Annotated in this window: 19 protein-coding genes; 4 read left to right on the top strand and 15 right to left on the bottom strand. The window is 40.8% G+C overall.

The features are described from left to right. Nucleotides 1-14 precede the first annotated feature (14 nt). The gene (locus tag ESB04_RS10410) at nt 15-425 is read left to right on the top strand and encodes a DsrE family protein (RefSeq protein WP_129027680.1); all 411 of its coding nucleotides are present in this window, start codon (nt 15-17) and stop codon (nt 423-425) included. Nucleotides 426-477: 52 nt separating this feature from the next. On the opposite strand, the gene ESB04_RS10405 is transcribed toward ESB04_RS10410, so the two are convergent. Then, nucleotides 478-1,671 carry an NAD(P)/FAD-dependent oxidoreductase gene (locus ESB04_RS10405; RefSeq protein ID WP_129027679.1) on the bottom strand — a complete coding sequence of 398 codons (1,194 nt, stop codon included), beginning with the start codon at nt 1,669-1,671 and terminating at the stop codon, nt 478-480. Nucleotides 1,672-1,793: 122 nt separating this feature from the next. Between ESB04_RS10405 and ESB04_RS10400 the strand changes: the two genes are divergently transcribed. After that, nucleotides 1,794-2,822, top strand: a complete 1,029-nt coding sequence (locus ESB04_RS10400) for a c-type cytochrome (RefSeq protein WP_129027678.1) — start codon at nt 1,794-1,796, stop codon at nt 2,820-2,822. Nucleotides 2,823-2,837: 15 nt separating this feature from the next. Here the strand turns inward: ESB04_RS10400 and ESB04_RS10395 are convergent, their stop codons facing one another. The 12 genes from ESB04_RS10395 to ESB04_RS10340 form a co-directional block, all read right to left on the bottom strand. Next, complete coding sequence (locus ESB04_RS10395; RefSeq protein ID WP_129027677.1) at nt 2,838-3,257, bottom strand: hypothetical protein; 420 nt, start codon at nt 3,255-3,257, stop codon at nt 2,838-2,840. A gap of 390 nt (nt 3,258-3,647) precedes the next feature. Continuing rightward, the gene (locus ESB04_RS10390; protein ID WP_129027676.1) at nt 3,648-4,157 is read right to left on the bottom strand and encodes a DUF6691 family protein; all 510 of its coding nucleotides are present in this window, start codon (nt 4,155-4,157) and stop codon (nt 3,648-3,650) included. 5 nt (nt 4,158-4,162) lie between these two features. Beyond that, nucleotides 4,163-4,726 (bottom strand): YeeE/YedE family protein, encoded by a 564-nt coding sequence (locus tag ESB04_RS10385; protein ID WP_129027675.1) that lies wholly within the window; start codon nt 4,724-4,726, stop codon nt 4,163-4,165. Between the two features lie 58 nt (nt 4,727-4,784). Continuing rightward, nucleotides 4,785-4,997: a DUF6132 family protein gene (locus ESB04_RS10380; protein WP_129027674.1), complete on the bottom strand. Its 213-nt coding sequence runs from the start codon at nt 4,995-4,997 to the stop codon at nt 4,785-4,787. Then, nucleotides 4,972-5,223 carry a hypothetical protein gene (locus tag ESB04_RS10375; protein WP_164969642.1) on the bottom strand — a complete coding sequence of 84 codons (252 nt, stop codon included), beginning with the start codon at nt 5,221-5,223 and terminating at the stop codon, nt 4,972-4,974. Before ESB04_RS10375 ends, ESB04_RS10380 begins: the two co-directional genes overlap by 26 nt. A 4-nt stretch (nt 5,224-5,227) precedes the next feature. Then, complete coding sequence (locus tag ESB04_RS10370; protein WP_205749504.1) at nt 5,228-5,509, bottom strand: rhodanese-like domain-containing protein; 282 nt, start codon at nt 5,507-5,509, stop codon at nt 5,228-5,230. A gap of 2 nt (nt 5,510-5,511) precedes the next feature. Then, nucleotides 5,512-6,930, bottom strand: a complete 1,419-nt coding sequence (locus ESB04_RS10365; RefSeq protein ID WP_129027671.1) for an MBL fold metallo-hydrolase — start codon at nt 6,928-6,930, stop codon at nt 5,512-5,514. 56 nt (nt 6,931-6,986) lie between these two features. Continuing rightward, nucleotides 6,987-7,808: a sulfite exporter TauE/SafE family protein gene (locus tag ESB04_RS10360; protein WP_129027739.1), complete on the bottom strand. Its 822-nt coding sequence runs from the start codon at nt 7,806-7,808 to the stop codon at nt 6,987-6,989. Between the two features lie 167 nt (nt 7,809-7,975). After that, nucleotides 7,976-9,370 carry an OprD family outer membrane porin gene (locus ESB04_RS10355; RefSeq protein ID WP_129027670.1) on the bottom strand — a complete coding sequence of 465 codons (1,395 nt, stop codon included), beginning with the start codon at nt 9,368-9,370 and terminating at the stop codon, nt 7,976-7,978. An 81-nt stretch (nt 9,371-9,451) separates the two neighbouring features. Beyond that, nucleotides 9,452-10,093: a Crp/Fnr family transcriptional regulator gene (locus tag ESB04_RS10350; protein ID WP_129027669.1), complete on the bottom strand. Its 642-nt coding sequence runs from the start codon at nt 10,091-10,093 to the stop codon at nt 9,452-9,454. Between the two features lie 4 nt (nt 10,094-10,097). Beyond that, nucleotides 10,098-11,144 (bottom strand): Gfo/Idh/MocA family oxidoreductase, encoded by a 1,047-nt coding sequence (locus tag ESB04_RS10345; protein WP_129027668.1) that lies wholly within the window; start codon nt 11,142-11,144, stop codon nt 10,098-10,100. A 38-nt stretch (nt 11,145-11,182) separates the two neighbouring features. Continuing rightward, a complete protein-coding gene (locus ESB04_RS10340) occupies nt 11,183-12,829 on the bottom strand; it encodes a carboxylesterase/lipase family protein (protein ID WP_129027667.1) in 1,647 nt (548 codons plus the stop codon). Nucleotides 12,830-12,936: 107 nt separating this feature from the next. Here ESB04_RS10340 and ESB04_RS10335 point away from each other — a divergent pair, with 107 nt between their 5' ends. Next, nucleotides 12,937-13,770: an NAD(P)H-hydrate dehydratase gene (locus ESB04_RS10335; protein WP_129027666.1), complete on the top strand. Its 834-nt coding sequence runs from the start codon at nt 12,937-12,939 to the stop codon at nt 13,768-13,770. Nucleotides 13,771-13,866: 96 nt separating this feature from the next. Here ESB04_RS10335 and ESB04_RS10330 read toward each other — a convergent pair whose 3' ends face one another. Both ESB04_RS10330 and ESB04_RS10325 read right to left on the bottom strand, forming a co-directional pair. Beyond that, complete coding sequence (locus tag ESB04_RS10330) at nt 13,867-14,892, bottom strand: sugar phosphate isomerase/epimerase family protein (protein ID WP_129027665.1); 1,026 nt, start codon at nt 14,890-14,892, stop codon at nt 13,867-13,869. Between the two features lie 122 nt (nt 14,893-15,014). Beyond that, complete coding sequence (locus ESB04_RS10325; RefSeq protein ID WP_129027664.1) at nt 15,015-16,559, bottom strand: serine hydrolase domain-containing protein; 1,545 nt, start codon at nt 16,557-16,559, stop codon at nt 15,015-15,017. A gap of 124 nt (nt 16,560-16,683) precedes the next feature. On the opposite strand from ESB04_RS10325, the gene ESB04_RS10320 reads away from it, so the two are divergent. Beyond that, nucleotides 16,684-18,288 carry an MFS transporter gene (locus ESB04_RS10320; protein WP_394343743.1) on the top strand — a complete coding sequence of 535 codons (1,605 nt, stop codon included), beginning with the start codon at nt 16,684-16,686 and terminating at the stop codon, nt 18,286-18,288. Nucleotide 18,289 lies beyond the last annotated feature (1 nt).

Here is an 18,289-nt window from a genome sequence, read left to right as displayed (position 1 = left end):
AAAAAATATTTACTATGAAAAAATTTGTCTTGTTCACAGCCTTGGTGCTATTGACCAGCTGGCAACTTCTTGCTCAATCTCCTGCTCATAAAATTGTGATTCAGGTTAATACTTCGGACACCACCGCTTGGCATGGTGTTATACGCAATATTGGTAATCTTCAAACGGCACTTGGACCTAATACGAGCATTGAAGTGGTAGCTCATGGATCAGGTATTGGCTTATTAATTGATTCCAAAACCACACAAAAGGCGAAAATTGCTGAATTATCAGCCAAAGGTGTGTCTTTTGTGGCTTGTGAAAATACCATCCGAATGAATAAAATAGATAAAGCTACCATTTTACCTCAATCGGGCTTTGTTCCTTCCGGAGTGGCAGAAGTAGTTCTCAAACAAGAGGCAGGTTGGTCCTATATTAAGCCTTAACTAGTCTGTATATTCAAAGAGCTGGGGCATTCCAAAGAGGGCCCTAGCTCTTTTACATTTTACCCGGTAATATTTCATTCCAGTACAGCCAAGGCAATATTTTTGTCTTGAGTTGATACATGGACCAACGTTCTTTGGATTGGTCAAACGGAAAGGTTTCTCTGGGAATATTATCGTAATCAAATTCTGCTAATATCAATTTGCCATACCCCGTTACGATAGGGCAGGAGGAATATCCGTTGTAGTATGCTTTCATTTCTTCACCTTTCATATAAGAGATTAAGTTAGCAACTAACACGGGAGCTTGTTTACGTATAGCGGCTCCCGTTCTTGAAACGGGTAGGCCAGCAGCATCGCCACAAGAGAATACATTAGGGAAACGGGTATGCTGTAAACTATGCTTATCCACCTCTACCCAGCCAGCTGCATTGGCTAAACTACTATTGCGGATAAAATCAGGTGCTGATTGCGGAGGGGTAACATGAATCATATCATATTCCACCCAGTATTCCTGATCTTTATTGGATTCTCCAATGCCCACAAACTTGGCTTTTTTGCTTGCACCGTCTATTTCATCTAAACGAACAAAGAATTGCGTTTGAATGCCGTAACGTTGAATGACTTTTTTCAGTGTTTTTTCGTATTTCTCCACGCCAAACACACGAGTTCCTCCGCTCCAAAATTCCACTTTAGCCCCCTTATGGTGCTTTTTGAAATAGTCGGATGATAAATACATGACCTTTTGAGGTGCTCCACCACATTTTACGGGAGTAGGAGGGTTGGTAAAAATGGCTTTTCCACCCTTGGGTAAGGATTGTACACATTTCCAAGTATACGGAGCCGTTTCAAAGCTGTAATTGGAGCAAACCCCATTTTTACCTAAACTTTCTTTCAGGCCTTTAATGGCTGACCAATTCAGTTGAATACCCGGACTAACCACCAGATAATCATAGTAAATGGATTGCCCATTACTTAATTCCAATTTGTTTTTTTCAGCTTGTACTTCCGTTACCATGGCTTGAATCCATCGTACTTTATCAGGCATGACGGACGCTTCATCGCGAACGGTTTTTTGAATATCAAATTCTCCGCCACCCACTAATGTCCAAGCAGGCTGATAATAATGCTTTTCTGCAGCATCAATCAAGGCAATATCTAAGCTAGAATCTTTACGTAACAATTGGCTAGCAACGGAAATTCCTGCATTTCCTCCACCAATGATGATGATTTGATGATGAATTCTCATGTGGTTTTTGTTTTAATTCTATGTAATATTATGGCTTTCAATATTAGTCTGACGTGATATTTGTCACTCTATGTCGGTCAGGGAGCAGCTAATTTTGAATACAAATACATCGATTACCACCTATGAAATACTCATCATCTCGCCCCAATAGCCTTGATACCTTGATTCGTTTTTTATATGGAATAGCCTTCCTTTTACTAGGTTTCATGCTTTATTTGGTCGCTGGGCCATATTTTCTTGAGAGTTCAATAAGTAACATAGAGACTGACTCCACGAAATTATGGAAAGCACCCAATCCTAAATTTGTTCATGTTTGGACGGCACCGTCCGACTGGCGGATGATGTATTTGTCGGATCAAGAAAAGGAATTAGTGAAATACGGTCGTGAATTGATTGCCCATACCTCGGATTATTTAGGGCCTAAAGGTTCGGTGAGAGCTATGTCCAATGGAATGAATTGTCAGAATTGTCATCTGAATGCGGGTACACAGCCTTGGGGGAATAATTATTTTGCTGTTCAGTCAACCTATCCCAAATTCAGAGCGCGTTCGGGAACGATAGAGAACCAAGTGAAGCGCGTGAATGACTGTTTTGAACGTAGTTTAAATGGGAAGAAATTAGATTCTACTAGTATGGAAATGCGGTCAATTTTAGCCTACATTGCCTGGTTAGGGCAAGATGTTCCCAAGGATTCTATCCCTAAGGGTGCTGGTATATTTAAGTTGAAATATTTAAAAAGAGCCACCGATCCAGTTCAGGGTAAGCAAGTTTATGAAGCCAAATGTCAATCTTGTCACCAGTTGAACGGTGAGGGTGTCTTAGCCGAAGGAGGTAAATCTTATACCTATCCTCCACTTTGGGGGGCACATAGCTATAATCAAGGAGCGGGATTGTTTCGGATCTCCAATTTGGCAGGATATGTCAAATACAATATGCCCTTAGGTACCACTTATGAAAAACCTCAATTAAGCGATGAGGAAGCTTGGGATGTGGCTGCTTACATCAATTCGATGCCGCGACCTAGCATGGATGTAAGCAAAGATTGGCCGAATATCGCTAAAAAGCCATTTGATCATCCCTTTGGTCCCTATGCGGATCCATATTCGGAAACGAGGCATAAGTATGGGCCGTATTTATCGACTAAGAAATAATTTAGTATTAGGCTTTTATGCCTTGTAACGGTAATGAATGAAAAGCACTAGGCTAATCACACTAAAAAAGGTGAGTTTTTGCATATGAGGTAAAATCTCGTGGGGGCCTGCCCCATAAATGAATAGGGTAGCGTAGAATATCAACAGGCAGATGACACAGAGAATTTTTAATAAATGCTGCTTTAACTTGAATATATACACGGTGAGATAAAATAGGCTGATCAAAAAACAAATGCTGGAGACTACGACCATTGGGTCATGGTATGGAGTTACAATTAAAAAGTTGAAAAACATACCAGCGGAGCCTAGGTAACGAACTATTTTCTGGGAGCCAGGATGAGGTAATTGGCTGGATATTTGAATAAAGAAATAGCTTAAACTGACGGAAAATACCAGTATGGCAGCATTGGCCCAGATTCTAGATGGGTTCCCCATTGATCGCTTTTTCTGCGAATAAATTTGAAATAAAATTATTTTTCCAATCAAAGACAGGGGCATTTTTGTCGAAAATAGAGCCACCTGGATATTGTTTAATGGCAATTACAAATAGCAAGCAAGCCGCAATAATTCCGATTAAAAGATAGGTGTTTTTTTAGCATACCAAGATTTGTAATTTGTTTTTAGGTGGCCAATTATTAAAGACTAGTAATCAGCTTGTTGGAACTATTTTAGACAGGTTGTGTTTCCAAAACTGCTTTTTCATAGCTTAAGTTAATGGATTTGTCTAATTTATTCCCCAAACCCAAATGTGTTTGATTGGAGTGCACAAAAAAAGACCACCACCTCTCGGTAATGGTCTTTCGACAATCTAAAATCAAAGTATTATTAATGGGGTAATTTTTCGCGTAAATATCCGTAGGTCCAAGTACCTGCAATGGCACTTAAAATCACGACGGAGATGGATAATACTCCCGTACCCAATTGAGCAAAGAGTGGTCCTGGACAGGCTCCTGTGATGGCCCAGCCGAAGCCAAACATCAATCCACCATAAATCTGTCCCTTATTGAATTTTTTATCGGTAAAGGTGATTTCCTCGCCGTGGATGGTTTTCACTTTAAACTTCTTGATCAAATAGACGGAAATGGCTCCAACTACTACGGCAGTGCCAATAACTCCATACATGTGGAAGCTCTGCAAACGAAACATCTCCTGAATTCTAAACCAAGAGATAATCTCCGCTTTGACAAACACCACTCCAAATACTAAGCCTACGGCCAAATATTTGAAATTATACCACCAAGGGTGCTTTAATTCAGACTCATTGATGCACATGGCATCTAATGATCTTACTTCAAAATCAACTGGGTTGCTATGTATTACTGTTTTATTTTCCATGGATATTAAAGGCTAAGAATGTAAGGTAAAATGAAATTGGCCATGATGAAACCTCCGATCATGAAGCAGATGGTGGCTACCAAAGAAGGCCACTGAAGGTTACTCAAACCCATAATGGCATGTCCAGAGGTACAGCCACCCGCATAACGAGTGCCAAATCCTACTAAAAATCCGCCTCCAATCATCATGATCAATCCTTTGGCTGTGAATAAAGATTCAAAAGAGAATAATTGCACGGGAACTAAGCCAGAAAAATCAGTTACTCCATAGCTGGCTAATTCTTTGGCTAAGTCTGGATGTACTTGTATCGGTTCACTGGACCCTAAATATTGTGCGGACAAGAAGCCTCCTATCAGGATACCCCCTACAAAAAATAAATTCCAAGATTCTTTCTTCCAGTCGTATGTAAAGAAGGGAATATTGCTTGGAAAACAAGCCGCACAGATGTGTCGTAAGTTGGAAGATATTCCGAAATGTTTATTGCCTAAAAGTAATAAGGCGGGTACTATTAAGCCGATTAAGGCCCCTGCCACGTACCATGGCCAAGGTTGAGTTATTGTTTCTATCATGTTGTTTATGGTAAGCTTATTTTAGTTATTAGTGTTTAATTTTTCTTTCAATTATAAACTAATCTCTATTCACTGTTTGTTTTTTGTTGTTAAAAAATCCACTAAAAATATACCCTAAAAAAGCAAAATACAAGGTACTATTTAAGGGTTGGGAAGTCAGTGGACAAGTACCTGTGCTGCATCCTATTTCTTTCCAGTAAAAATATCCTGCCATGGCACCAGCCAGTGTGAAGATGATACTTAATTTATGGTTTTGAATGAACTTCTTCATAGCTTGTTTCTTCTGGTGTAGTAGAAGACATTTTTTTCTGATGGAAGGGAACATTACAGCCCTGAGCCCCACATCCCCAATTAAACCACGCTTGGAGCAATAAAATTCCCGCCAAGAGGCCTAAAAATAATTCTTGGGTGCTGATGGCCTCATACATGGCATAGCCGCCCATTAAAAGGCGAGCTATGCGCATGAGATCCCATGGTTGTTTCAAGGTATTCCACATAAGATTAATTTTCTGAATAGACCAACATATCGTGTAAGCCGCCTCCATTGTATACTTCTGGTATACCCATTTGCTTTAAAATGTTTTGAGCCATTCCGGAGCGATTGCCACTTCGACAATACACAATGATGGGGCCTTCCATGGATTTAAACTTGTCAATTTGATTGGGGATAGTACCCAAAGGGATGTTGATGGCTCCTTCGTAATGCCCTTGCATATATTCTCCCACTTCACGTACATCTACGACGCTGGTTTTTGGGTTATTGATTAATTCTTGCATGTTCATTTTTATAAAAGTGTTGATGGACAAACGTAGTCCGTAATTTGAAATTTATTGGATTCTTTGATGGCTTTGAAACCTCCGTTCACGTCAATCAAATTATGGTATCCACGAGCTCTAAGCGTGGAGTTGAAAATCATAGAACGATAACCACCCGCACAGTGTACAAAGTAGGTCTTGTTCTTGTCAATTTTCAACATACTCTCATTGATGAAATCCAAAGGAGCATTTTCAGCTTCTATTACATGCTCGCTCAAATACTCTGAGTTTTTGCGTACATCAAGAATTTCTCCTTCACCGGCAGCCACTCGCGCAGCTACCTCATCAGCCGAAATGGATTCAATGCTATCTACCTCTTTACCCGCTGCTTTCCAAGCGGCAAAACCTCCTTTTAAATAACCAATGGTAAAGTCATATCCTACACGAGCCAAACGAGTGATAACCTCTTCTTCACGGCCTTCCTCTGTAATCAACAAGATTTCTTGCTTGATATCTGGAATCATAGCGCCCACCCATGGAGCAAATGACCCATCGATACCGATATTGATGGAATTAGGTACGAAACCTTTGGTAAAGCTTTGTGGATCACGTGTATCCAATATCAAGGCCCCTGTTTCATTGGCTGCAGCTTCAAATCCTTCCGGTGAAAGTGCGTGCTGACCTCTTTCTAGTACTTTGTCAATGCTGTCATACCCTTGAATATTCATCAACACGTTCAATGGGAAATAGGATGGAGGAGCCACTAGACCTGTTAATACTTCTTTTTTGAACTCTTCTTTCGTTAGGTTAGGGTTCAAAGCATAATTGGTTTTCTTTTGGTTGCCCAAAGTATCCGTAGTTTCTTTGCTCATGTTTTTACCACAAGCAGAACCTGCCCCGTGCGCTGGATATACGATGATATCATCGGCTAATGGCATGATTTTGTTACGAAGTGAATCATACAGATGTCCTGCCAAAATATCCTCCGTCAAGTCGGCCTTTACTTTTTGTGCTAAATCTGGACGACCTACATCACCGATGAATAAGGTATCACCTGAGAATAAACTGGTTTCTTTTCCCGTTGAATCAATTAAAAGAAAACACGTACTTTCCATGGTGTGGCCAGGCGTGTGAATCACCCGAATTTTGGCATCGCCTAAAGGGAATTCTTGACCATCCTCAGCTGAAATACAATCAAATGCACAAGCGGCATTGGGTCCGTAGACGATAGGAGCACCTGTTTTAGCAGATAAATCAATGTGTCCAGAAACGAAGTCCGCATGAAAGTGTGTTTCGAATACATACTTGATTTTAGCCCCATTACGTTCTGCTTTCTGAATGTATGGCTCTACTTCACGCAATGGATCTATGATAGCGGCTTCACCGTTGTTCTCAATGTAATAAGCACCTTGTGCTAAACATCCTGTATAAATTTGTTCTACTTTCATTTTCTTGTTGATTCTAATTTGTAAATATGGTGTTTTTAATGTGTTGTATCTATGCTTTATTTCAAAGGAAAGGCTAATTGCTGTATTAGAATATACACTCCCATCACTAGCACAAACCATCCAAATCCTCTTTTTAGTTTATCGCTGTCGACATTTTTACTGAATTTATCCCCAACGAAAATTCCAGCGATGGCCAAACCTGTGATAGTTAATAACAATGGCCAGTCGATCACCTGATGCCCTAAATCGCCCGTGAAACCAATCAATGATTTCATTGCGATAATCAGGAGTGAGGTTCCTACCGCCTGTTTCATAGGCAACTTGGATAAGACTACTAGTGCGGGAATAATCAAGAATCCACCGCCTGCACCCACCAATCCAGTCAATAATCCAACAACCAGACCTTCCAGGATAATGATGGGATAATTAAATGATTGTTCTTTGGGTTCTGTCTCTTCAGCATTTTCTTTTCCACAGTTTTCGCAATTACCTCGAATCATGGAGATGGAGGCTGCTACCATGAGTATAGCAAACAAGACCATCATTAAAATGGATTTAGTTACTACTAAGCCACCCAATTCTAAAATTTCAGAGGGGATTAATGGAACAATGTATTTACGAGTAGCATACACCGAAATGATGGAAGGTATACCAAAAATGATGGCTGTCCTTAGGTTAACCAGTCCTTGTTGGTATTTGGGAAATGCACCAACTAAACTACTCGCTCCCACAATGAATAGGGAATAGGCCGTAGCTAACACAGGATTGATGCCGAATAAATATACTAATACTGGAACAGTCAAGATAGATCCACCGCCCCCTATGAGTCCTAATGAGATTCCAATCAGCAAAGAGGCTAAGTATCCGATAATTTCCATATTGTTGTTTTCTGTTATGATGATACAAATGTCAAGCATTTATTTGTTCCAATTCGTGATTTTTATCACAAGTCAAAAAAATCTTAGATTGGGCTTATTGCTTTAACTTGATAATTTGGTAAGCTAAAATGAAATGCTTAATTTATTGTATTTCAATGTTTTGCAAGCTACCAAGTGTAATTTATCACAAAATTAATTTGCTTCATGTTGACCTTGTTGATGGTATACTTATCTTCAATTAGAGCAGAATCAATAGCATTTTTTAAGACCCAAATTAAGGAGAGTGAGATACCTTTCCATTTTCCTTTGGGCTCATAGTTCAAATCTATGTTGGTCTGTGCATAGGAGGGCATGGCATATTTATTTAAAGCCACTTGATTGACCGCTGGCAAATAAAATAATCCATGTGAAATCTGAGTTTTTAAGGGTAGTTTAGGCCAAAGGTAAGCGACTCTAGCTACATAGGCATTGACACCTCCAAATCCTTCATTTCTTTCACGAGGCATAAAGGTGTAAAATGGGTCTTTACCCCATTCTCGGGGCATCAAATACCGTCCTTCGCCCGTAATCCTATTGAAGTTTAAGGATGTTTTCCATTGCTTATTTTCCCAACCTAATTTTGCTCCCCAAGTTCTGGACATCGCTCCGGGATTCATGTACTGTTTGGAAGGGTTGATATTATGGCTCGTCAAAGAATGTTGTTCCATGTATTGTAGTCCTGTAACCCACTGGCTACGTTTATTGGCCGCCCATTGGGCATCTGCCTGCAACATCCACGTATACATGACCTGGTCTACATACATATTCCAAATTTGGAATTGAACTGGTTTTATTTGTTTAAAGGTAATCCCTAAAAGACCTATGCCTTGTGATGGGACGTTCCCTAGATAATTGGATTTGCTGCCATCAGGATTAAAGCCCTGAGGATAAATGCCTATGGATTCTCCGATACCGTACCAATGGGTGGTGCTTCTTGGCGAAATGGCCTGCAAGTATCCAGCTTCAATTTTAGTTGCGGGTATTTGATTCCAATCCAACCAAATTCCCGACACGGCAGTAGGTCGTAATCTTCCGTCTTGAGGGTTGATAAAAGGTGTATTGATGACTTGTCGGCCCAGCTTGATCGATGATTTTCGATATGAATAATGGAGGTAAAGTTTTTCCAAGCGGCCTAAAACCGCTGAGGAGCTAGGATTTGTCAGATCAAATAATCCCATCTCATAGCGGTTGAGTATGGTTGATTGGGGCGTAGTAGAGAAGGAACTAGATCCTAAGTTATACATCCATTGGCCACTAATACCAGCACTAATACCTTTCCAGGGATGCGTTTCATAGGATATTCCCCAGCCTAGTCCGTTGGCATAAGCATCGTAATTATCGCCTGAATTATCAGTATTCATGTAGAAATAGCGGATATTGGGGTGCAATTTTCCGCCAAACAGGGCTTTTCCTACCGACTTCAATTGACTCGAATCAATGTATGCCCATTCGGCGAATGAGCTGTTGAAGAGCCCAAAGAATAGAAATAAAAATAGCAGTATATGTGGGTAAGCTTTTGGCATAAATGATTGATTTATGCCAACAAATTTCTCTTGATTATCTCGTAAGGGGCGTGATTTACGTCACAGGAGGGGGGCGGGGATCTACATTTTTAGATTCAGAATCTCAATTTCATTTTTATGTAATTTGATGTGCCCTTTCTCTGCCAATTTTTTCATGAGGCGTGAAATAACTTCTCTGGAAGAGTTTAATTCCAAAGCAATGTCAGTGAATGAGGCTTTGATAAAATTACTTTTCAAGCTTTTTTGATGCTGCTTAAGGTACCAAAGAAGTCTTTCATCTAAATTACGGAAGGCAATATGGTCCAGCGTATCTAGTAATTCTTCAAATCGGGAACGGTAGGTCTCCAAGACAAATTGGTACCAAGAGCGATATTTCAAAGCCCATTCATCCATGAGTTCTACAGGAATGACCAATACCTCTGAATCCACCAAGGCTTTTGCCATAATTTGACTGGATAATTGTCTGGTAGCGCAGGTCATGGAAATGGCGCAGGCCTCTCCTGGGTGAAGGTTGTACATGAAGACCTCATTGCCCTCATCATCTTCCCTAAATACTTTAATGACACCTTCCAAGACCAGCACGGCTGAGCGTATTTGTTGGCCCGTCTGCATTAAAAAATCTTCCGCTTTGAATTTACGAATGACGCCTACTTGCTGTACTTTTTTCAGCAATTCCGGTTCAAATTGTTGGAATAATTGTTGGGTGGTGGAAGAGCTTGCCATAAAATTAACCTAATGTAATAATCGCTTGTTGACGGTGACTTTCGTAGGCTGCATCCACGATGCGCATGCTACGAATACCATCCTCAACAGAAACGGCAGGCTTTTCGTTCCCAAGTAATGTTTGATACACATTCTCAAAGAAGGCCATGTAATTGCCTGCTTCTGAAGGAACGGCTCTCGGGCTTTCTTCACCATCGATCCAAATTTGGCCATATTCTTTTTCCTCATCCTCACCCCAATGAGGAGTATTTGGGAGCTTAGCTAATTGTAAATCAGCCTCTTGTCTGTCAGATCTGGTTTTTAAGAAGCTACCTTGTTTACCGTGCAGTTGAAAAGAAGGAACGGGCAATTTCACAAAATAACCTGCCTTTAGTCGAACCCTTAAATCAGGATAATACAAAAGAATTTCAAAATAATCGTCTACCTGCGTATTTTTCCTTGTTTTACGTAAATCTGCAAATACTCGCTCTGGCATGCCAAACAAAGTGATGGCTTGGTCTATGATATGCGGCCCTAGGTCGGTGACTACCCCCACGCCAACACCGGCCGTTTCTTTATGAGCTTTGTATGATAGGTTACCATCAAAACGGTCGTAGTGGAATTCTGCCTCTACCAATTCTCCCAAAATGCCAGACTCTTTTATTTTTTTGACGGTTAAAAAATCGGAATCCCACCTACGGTTTTGGAAGACGAATAGATGTTTCCCTGCTTTTTCCACCGCTGCTTTCAGTAGGATGGCCTCTTCAGCCGTTCGGGTAAAGCATTTTTCCACCAAAACATGTTTGCCTGCTTCTAAGCATTTTAAGGTATAATCAAAATGCGTGGCAATGGGAGTGTTGACTACGACTAAATCAATAGAATCATTGGCTAAAATTTCCTCCAATGAATCGTAGCTTTTAACCTCTGGATACCTAGATTGAATGTTTTTCTGAGATCTTTCCCAGCATCCATCTAAGTGGAATCCTGGATGAGTAGCTAGGAAAGGGGCATGAAAAACACGGCCAGACATTCCGTAAGAAAGTATGGCCGTGTGAAATATGTTGGATTGCATGTGATAGGTTTACGTTATATTAGGTAAAAATAAGCAATTTATTTTTTACCTGAATCTTGATCTAAAAATTCATAACGCGCGTCTTTTTCTCCGCGAATGACCTTAGATTCTACGTCTAGCAACATAAGTTCTGGTTTAGCTTCATTTTTGGCAGCAGGCCAATTAGCTAAATTAGCTCCATTGGGATTCCAGTTTTTGATGAAATTGGCGAAGTACTCTTGCATTACCTGAGATACTTTGTAATCTTCTGGAGTCCAGGCATAGGTTAAATTAGTGGATAAATTACCCAAAGCATATTCAATCTCAGCTGAGTGAACGGCACCTTTTGGTTTCGGGGCTTTCGGTGCATTCGGATCTCTTTTTACTACTCCTCCTGCTAAAGCTGCCTCTACGTCTTTTTGGACCATATCTGGTCTAGGACGCGCGAAATAGTAGCGATAAACCGGTTGTTGGCTATGCTTACGGTGTAGGTCGAACCATTTCCAAGTGGAAAAGCCCAAGAATCTATCACCAGCCAAATCGGTGGCTGATTGCTCAGCTTCCTCAGCCGTTTTTCCTGGGTACAATTGCATGATTTGGTCGGCTTTGTCTTTGTAAAGTTCTTTAACTACTTCGGCATACAATTCCGGTGTTACCGTTTTACCTTTGGTAATAGCACGATAGCTCATTTCTTCTGAGTTCCAGCCTACTAGCAAAGGTACTTGCGATTGCTCTCCTGCTTCAAAAATTTCACGTACGGTTTTTGGCATGAAATAACCGTCAATATTTCCTGGGAAACTTAGTGTTTTGGAGTCGACCATTTTTTGGTATAAATCATAGGTTGACATTGCTCTTAATTCTTTTAATGAGCTGGCACCGATTTTTTTAGCCCATTCTTCACCAAATTTCTCCGAATCTTTTAAGCTCATAGGAGCTAAGGTATTACTTAACCAACCACCACTTTCTCCAATGGCACCTTGGAACAATCCTTTGGCTAATGGAGAGGCCATTTGAGCAGAAACGGCAATAGAACCCGCAGATTCTCCTGCGATGGTTACGTGATTGGGATCACCTCCAAACTGAGCAATATTCGCTTTCACCCATTTCAAGGCGGCTACCATATCCATATACCCATAATTTCCGGATGCCTTATTAGGTGATTCCTTGGTTAATTCAGGATGAGAGAAAAACCCGAACAAATTCAAACGGTAGTTGATGGTCACTGAAACGATGCCCTTTTTAGCCATCGATTCTCCATCGTAACGAGGTTCTGAACCATCGCCTGCCATAAATCCTCCCCCATAAAAATAGACTAATACGGGAAGTTTTGCCTCAGTCGATGGCTTAGGTGTCCAAACATTAAGATATAAACAGTCTTCGCTCATACCATTACTACGGAAGCCCATATCGCCAAAGATGGGTGTTTGGACTGCTTTAGGTCCAAATTGCTTGGCTTGTAATACACCTGACCATGGTTTGGGGTCTTGAGGGGCTTTCCAGCGTAAATCTCCTACTGGAGGCTGCGCAAAGGGAACGCCTTTAAAACTTACGATTTTTGAACGAGTATCCAATTCTCCTTCCACAGTTCCGTTTTTGGTTTTAACTTGTACGTCAATACCATTTGAGTTTTTGGGGCCTTGTGCATGCATAGTCAACAGGGATAGGCTGAAAAGACAGCCTGCAGCTAGTTGTAAGATTTTTTTCATGTGAGTATAAAGCTTTATTGTATCCTTTTGTTACAATAGTAATCCTCGATCACTAGAATTGCAAATTTGGGCATAAATTTTATTTTTTTACGATAAAATAGCATAAAATGGTCATGATTTTACAGGAAGATTGGGTGCAAAGTCACCGCAAATGGAGAGCCTCCGATGGCCATAAAAGAAGTTTTGGCCATGTCTGGGTTATGGCAGGAAGTGAAGGCAAAATAGGGGCTTGTATATTAGCTTCCCGGGCTGCCTTACGCTCGGGTTGTGGTTTAGTGACTGCTATTCTACCACCTGGGGGAGTATATCCCTTGTTAGCTTCCAATCCTGAATTGATGTATGAGATTAATTCGGGTAAATCTTTGCTGGAACGTTTGCCTATTCATGAAGAACACACTGCCATTGTTTTTGGTCCGGGAATTGGTTTGAGTGAAGCTTCAGCGGAGGCATTGTTGTTTTTATTAACACATTATAAGGGTCCCTTGGTGATAGATGCGGATGGATTGACACTATTGTCCAAACATCCCGAATGGTATGCTTTGTTACACGAAAATCATATCTTAACCCCGCATTTAGGAGAGTTAAGTCGATTAGTAGGTAAACCTGTCCAATCTGAAACTGCTTTAGAAGAAGCCCGGAAATTTGTGGGAAATTATCCTGTTCAATTAGTCATCAAGGGAAAAAATTCTCAAGTACTTACTTCGGATGGTCGGCATTTCGTCAATAGTACTGGGAATGATGGCATGGCTACGGCAGGAAGTGGCGACGTTCTATCTGGAATGATTGCTTCTTTAGCAGCTCAAGGTTACCCTGCTTGGCTTGCTACTTGCCTAGCGGTTTATTATCATGGTTTGGCGGGGGATATGTATGCCGTGGCAAATTCCCATTCTAGCTTGATTGCTAGTGATTTGGTGGATATGCTAAAACAAATTGAGATCTAAGATTTATATTTTCTCACAGCAAAAAAATGGGTGAAAAAGCTAAACTTTTCCACCCATTTATGTTTGTATGATTTCAGGTAATTTTTTACCTATTTCTTATCCCAATAAGATAGCTTTAGCATAAGCCACACATTTATTCACCTCTGCTACGGGATCTGAACCCGCTGGGATATCATATTCCAACTCGATGGTAGCTGGGAATTTGTATTTTTTCTCCTTCATCAAGGTTAAGATTTCTTTTAAAGGAGTGTTGCCTTGTCCCCAAACTTGGTTTTGGCCACCATTTTCCTTGTTTTTTCTGTCCTTGATGTGCATAGAAGTGATACGGTCCGCTTTTGCTTCAATCAACTTCAACAAGCTAGCAGGAGTATTATTTCCACCTGCCGCGATGTAGTGACCGCAATCCAAGTTCATGGAATTGTATGGCGACTGTGCCAATGCTACATCCCAAGCTGTATCAGTAGCAGTAGTGTGTAGGTGATAGCCAATGTAGACTTTGTGCTTAGCTCCTAAATCGCCCAAGCGCTGAGATTGCGCTGGATCAGTAGGTAATTCTATGGTTACGGATTTCGCTCCTAAAGCTTTGGCAGCTTTTAATGCATATTCCACCTCTGCATCTGTATTGTTTGGTCCTAATGCATTTGGTTTAAATGCATAGATACTAATGCCAGCCTTATCAAACATTTGCTTAACCTCTTTGAACTTGTCCATGGAAGCATTGGCTCGCCACTCCGCTACTTCTTTTTGATAGGCGGCCATTTTAGCTCTTTGTTCATCCGTCATGGGTGCACGTTGCGCACCTGGAGCAGGAGGACCCATGGGTCTTGGATTTGGATTTTTAGGTTTGCCTGCATAGTCCTCAGCGGCATCTCCCATTAATTCTATGGCAGAAATATTACTATCAATACAATATTGTAAGATTTGCTCAATACTTCCAGGTAAACTACGGTAGGAATATGTAATGGCTCCAATTTGTACACCAGCAAATTTAGAATTTGGCTTGGCAGCTAACAATAAGGAAGAAGCATTTGCTTTTCCTGCGAGGAATAAGCCCATAGTGGCCAACGATCCCGAAAGTAAAAACTGACGACGAGATGTGTTTTGAGGTAAATGAGTTGACATAGATTTTTGATTTAAATGTAATCTGAATATTGCACAAGCGTGCAATTGTACAATGTTAGAAAAAGTTTTTAATATTCTTATACGGCATTCTCTATTTTGCGACGAGTAGGGGATTAGATGGGTTAAAGTTTTACATTACCGCTTACTTTGATGGTGTTTAGTCGATCAAAGGAGTTTTTGATTTCCATCTGTAGCTGACCATTTTCCCAATGGGCCGTCCAAATCCAATGGTGTGGACTTTCATAAAATCGCAAAGTTATTTCCAAAGTATTATTGGCTAGCCATCGGTAACTAGAGGCTACTTTAAAGGGAGATTGGCCCTCCAAATTGGCTTTGGCTGCTCTTAATAAGTAGGGGCCAGGCAAATCCGTGCTAGTCATTACCCATTTGCCATGTCCAGCGGGAATCTGATGCGTTTTTTGTTGTTGGTCGACCAAAACTAAATTCAATTGATCTCCCTTCCTTTGGAATCCTATTTCTGACAAATTAAGCGCATTTTTATCTAAGCTAGCCTTATGCTTAGACCAAGTGCTAGCTTGATAGTTGCTTTCTTGTACGGGGGCAGGTAAGGTTAGTCTGCTCAAATAATTTTTCAAGGAAATAGAAGCTTGTGGGTTAGGGCTAATGGCTTTGTTCTGAAATGCGGGTAATAAATATTTCCAGACCATGTTTAAATCGTCCTGCAATTCATGAGATTCTGAGGTAATGACTACTACGGCATCTTGTTCCGGCATGACCACAATGTATTGTCCATAAGCTCCATCAGCCCGAAATGCTCCGTTTCTACAACGCCAAAATTGATAGCCATATCCTTGAAGCCAATCTGAATTGGCCTTTTTTTCTGCGCTAGCGTTAGGATCCTGATCGATGTGTTTTTGAGTAGCTTCATTAATCCACGAAGCCGGAAGGATTTGTTGGCCGTTCCATTTTCCTTGTTGAAGATATAGCTGCCCCAGTTTGGCCATATCTTCTGTTTTTACTCGGATACCCCAGCCACCCGTATTAATTCCTTTGGGGTCTACTTCCCAATCTACGCCTTGTATTCCCAGTGGTTTAAATAATCGAGGAGTGAGATAATCGACTACTTTTTGGCCAGTCACTTTTTGAATGATGGCAGAAAGCATGTAAGTCGCTAAGGTATTGTACAAGAACTTACTACCTGGCTGATAAGCGATGGGCGCGGATAAAAAGCCTCTTACCCAATCATTTTGGGTAGCAACCACAGCCCGAAGTGGCTCTACTTCATGACCAACGGACATGGTCAAGAGGTGTTGGACGGTCAAATCGGCCAAATAAGGCTTATTAGCTAAATCAGAGTGTTCTGGGAAAAATGAAATGACTTTGTCACTGACTTGTAGTTTTTTTTCAGCCACAGCAAAGCCAATGGCCGTAGAGGTCCAGCTTTTGGAAACGGAATACATGCTATGCTTCAAATTAGCCGCATAGGGTTTCCACCATCCCTCGGCAATCACTTTTCCATGTCTTATAATCATGACTGAATGTAATTCATGTTTTTTAGCATCGAAGGATTGAATGAACTCCTGAATAGCTGCTGAAGAAATACCTTCGGCCTCAGGATTACTTCTTGTAAGATTTTGAGCCAAATTTTGTCCCATGCTGAGGCAAATGACCCCAATGAGATAAATGAGGGTTAATAGTTTTTTCATGTCTGAGTCAGGATTATTCTAAAATTTTATCATTCTTATTGTTTAAAGATTTCTAAAAATAGTGAAATTATCAGTAATTTAGACCCCTGTGTCAATTGGGAGCTGGTTGAGTATAAGAAAGCACATGAAGAAACCTATCAAAACAACTATGTCATCAAATTTATCCAGCGAGGCTTTCGATGAAAAGAAGTTGCGCAAAGTCATCGCCGCCTCGTCGGTGGGTACATTAATAGAGTGGTACGATTTTTACATTTTCGGAAGTTTATCTGTAGTCATAGCCACCAAGTTTTTCCCTTCTGACAATCCTACGGCTGCCTTTTTATCTACACTTGCCACCTTTGCGGCAGGATTCGTGGTAAGGCCCTTTGGTGCCTTGTTTTTTGGTCGTTTGGGTGATTTATTGGGTAGGAAATACACTTTTTTGGTGACGCTCTTGATTATGGGTTTTTCCACCTTTGCCATTGGTTTGATTCCCTCTTATTCCAGTATCGGATTTTTGGCGCCCATCTTGGTCTTGACATTGCGTTTATTGCAAGGTTTAGCGTTGGGTGGGGAATACGGAGGAGCTGCTACCTATGTGGCTGAACATGCTGAACCCAATAAAAGAGGATTGAGGACGGCCTGGATTCAGACCACGGCTTCGCTAGGATTGTTTATTTCTTTATTGGTTATTTTAGCCACCAAGAAGTCCATGAGCTTGGAGGCCTTCAATGATTGGGGCTGGCGTATTCCTTTTTTAATTTCGATTGTAATGGTAGGTATTTCCTATTTTATTAGGAAAAATATGGAGGAGTCGCCCTTGTTCGCACAAGCGAAAAGCGAGGGTAAAATAGTGGCAAATCCCTTGAAGGAATCCTTCGGGAAGAAACTCAATTTTAAATATGTTTTATTAGCCTTATTTGGTGCGACGATGGGTCAAGGGGTAGTTTGGTATACGGGACAGTTTTATGCCTTGTCATTTCTTCAAAAAGTAGCCAATATTGAGTTTGAGCAGAGTAATTACATTATAGCCTTGGCATTGGCAGCTGGAACGGGATTCTTTATTTTCTTTGGTTGGCTTTCAGATAAAATAGGTAGAAAAGGAATCATGTTGACCGGTATGCTGATTGCCATACTTACTTATCGTCCTATTTATCAGGCGATGTATGAACAGGCAGATGTAAAATTAAAAACGGAGAAGCCTAATTCTAGGCAAATTAGGACAGATTACCACATGATAGATGGTAGCGTCACACTAAATAAGGTAACAAGGACGATTTACAGTTATACGGATGGTTCGCAGTTATTGGAAGAGACAACAGAAAAAGTTTCGCATATTCCATCCATTCAAAAGGAAAAACCGCTAATAAAAAAGACGGTTCATGTAGGCCAGCAGTCATTTATTTGGTTGGTATTAATGGTGTTTATACAAGTGCTATACGTTACCATGGTTTATGGTCCTATTGCCGCATTTTTAGTTGAAATGTTCCCAACGGCCATTCGTTATACATCTATGTCATTACCTTACCATATTGGTAATGGAATTTTTGGGGGTTTATTACCAGCAGTGGCAACCTATTTGGCGGCTAAAGCAAATTCTGCCAATGAGTTGGCCCAAGCGGCTGGCCAAGTATTACCTTATAGCAAGCCCTATTTAGAGGGTTTATGGTATCCCATCATTATTGGGGGAGTCTGTTTTGTGATTGGTTTATTATACATTAATGGAAAAGATCGTGAGATCAACGATTAGT

Source organism: Aquirufa rosea (assembly GCF_004118285.1).
Classification (GTDB): Bacteria; Bacteroidota; Bacteroidia; order Cytophagales; family Spirosomataceae; genus Aquirufa; species Aquirufa rosea.
This window is presented reverse-complemented; position numbering and strand designations above follow the sequence as displayed.

Bases quoted from the DNA above. Each gene is read 5' to 3' on its own strand.
- ESB04_RS10410 (WP_129027680.1), top strand. From the start codon at position 15: ATGAAAAAATTTGTCTTGTTCACAGCCTTGGTGCTATTGACCAGCTGG.
- ESB04_RS10405 (WP_129027679.1), bottom strand. From the start codon at position 1,671: ATGAGAATTCATCATCAAATCATCATCATTGGTGGAGGAAATGCAGGA.
- ESB04_RS10400 (WP_129027678.1), top strand. From the start codon at position 1,794: ATGAAATACTCATCATCTCGCCCCAATAGCCTTGATACCTTGATTCGT.
- ESB04_RS10395 (WP_129027677.1), bottom strand. From the start codon at position 3,257: ATGGGGAACCCATCTAGAATCTGGGCCAATGCTGCCATACTGGTATTT.
- ESB04_RS10390 (WP_129027676.1), bottom strand. From the start codon at position 4,157: ATGGAAAATAAAACAGTAATACATAGCAACCCAGTTGATTTTGAAGTA.
- ESB04_RS10385 (WP_129027675.1), bottom strand. From the start codon at position 4,726: ATGATAGAAACAATAACTCAACCTTGGCCATGGTACGTGGCAGGGGCC.
- ESB04_RS10380 (WP_129027674.1), bottom strand. From the start codon at position 4,997: ATGAAGAAGTTCATTCAAAACCATAAATTAAGTATCATCTTCACACTG.
- ESB04_RS10375 (WP_164969642.1), bottom strand. From the start codon at position 5,223: ATGTGGAATACCTTGAAACAACCATGGGATCTCATGCGCATAGCTCGC.
- ESB04_RS10370 (WP_205749504.1), bottom strand. From the start codon at position 5,509: ATGAACATGCAAGAATTAATCAATAACCCAAAAACCAGCGTCGTAGAT.
- ESB04_RS10365 (WP_129027671.1), bottom strand. From the start codon at position 6,930: ATGAAAGTAGAACAAATTTATACAGGATGTTTAGCACAAGGTGCTTAT.
- ESB04_RS10360 (WP_129027739.1), bottom strand. From the start codon at position 7,808: ATGGAAATTATCGGATACTTAGCCTCTTTGCTGATTGGAATCTCATTA.
- ESB04_RS10355 (WP_129027670.1), bottom strand. From the start codon at position 9,370: ATGCCAAAAGCTTACCCACATATACTGCTATTTTTATTTCTATTCTTT.
- ESB04_RS10350 (WP_129027669.1), bottom strand. From the start codon at position 10,093: ATGGCAAGCTCTTCCACCACCCAACAATTATTCCAACAATTTGAACCG.
- ESB04_RS10345 (WP_129027668.1), bottom strand. From the start codon at position 11,144: ATGCAATCCAACATATTTCACACGGCCATACTTTCTTACGGAATGTCT.
- ESB04_RS10340 (WP_129027667.1), bottom strand. From the start codon at position 12,829: ATGAAAAAAATCTTACAACTAGCTGCAGGCTGTCTTTTCAGCCTATCC.
- ESB04_RS10335 (WP_129027666.1), top strand. From the start codon at position 12,937: ATGGTCATGATTTTACAGGAAGATTGGGTGCAAAGTCACCGCAAATGG.
- ESB04_RS10330 (WP_129027665.1), bottom strand. From the start codon at position 14,892: ATGTCAACTCATTTACCTCAAAACACATCTCGTCGTCAGTTTTTACTT.
- ESB04_RS10325 (WP_129027664.1), bottom strand. From the start codon at position 16,559: ATGAAAAAACTATTAACCCTCATTTATCTCATTGGGGTCATTTGCCTC.
- ESB04_RS10320 (WP_394343743.1), top strand. From the start codon at position 16,684: ATGAAGAAACCTATCAAAACAACTATGTCATCAAATTTATCCAGCGAG.